1 protein-coding gene is annotated in these 813 nt (G+C 41.3%); it reads right to left on the reverse strand.

Annotated elements, in window-relative coordinates:
- Positions 1-7: 7 nt before the first annotated feature.
- On the reverse strand, positions 8-813 hold an 806-nt coding region (locus GPUN_RS05590; protein WP_040520408.1), incomplete at its 5' end, for an IS30 family transposase.

An 813-nucleotide genomic window follows, 5' to 3' on the forward strand; every position in this document is an offset into this window, starting at 1 on the left:
TGAGGATTCAAGCCAACAAAGCAACACTCTTTTCAATCATGTGTGATGGTGTTTTAAATTTCAATGTTTTTCTTGGGCGCTCATTTAATTGAGTTGCGACCTCACTCAGTCGTGCTTGGCTATGTAGTGATAAATCTGTCTTTTTGGGGAAGTACTGTCGAATAAGGCTATTAGTGTTTTCATTTGTGCCTCGCTGCCATGGACACTGAGGATCGCAGAAGTAAACAGGCATCCCAAACTCTTCAGTAAGAACGCTATGTTTAGCCAATTCCATACCTCTGTCCCAAGTCAAAGATTTTCGATATTCCAATGGCATTTGTCTAAATATAGCTAGAAGTGCATCATTAACAGAGCCAGCATCTTTTCCCGCTAGTTTGAGAATGATAGTGAAACGTGACTTTCTATCCACTAATGTGGCAATGTGGGTATTTTTTGACCCAGATACTAAGTCACCCTCCCAATGTCCAAGTGATCGCCTATTATCAATATGCTTCGAGCGTTCGTGAATAGAGACACCATTAACAATATTAATTGAGCCTCTATGGCCTTTGCGTGTATGAAAGCGACTGTGTCGCATAGGGCGCTTTCTGCGTAAGTGTTCTGAAAGCGAATGGTCGAGAATGTTTTTTGATCGTACATAAAGCGACTTATAAATTGTTTCGTGTGATACCTGCATCTTTTTACGTCTTGAATATTCGACGCTTAGCCAACCTGAAATTTGCTCCGGTGACCATTTCAATTCAAGTTTATCTATCACAATTTGTTTTAGCTCAGGGTAACGCTGTAGCACGCCAAGCTTCGGTCGTTTCGCCA

Origin of the sequence: Glaciecola punicea ACAM 611, assembly GCF_000252165.1 — a bacterium.
GTDB lineage: Bacteria > Pseudomonadota > Gammaproteobacteria > Enterobacterales > Alteromonadaceae > Glaciecola > Glaciecola punicea.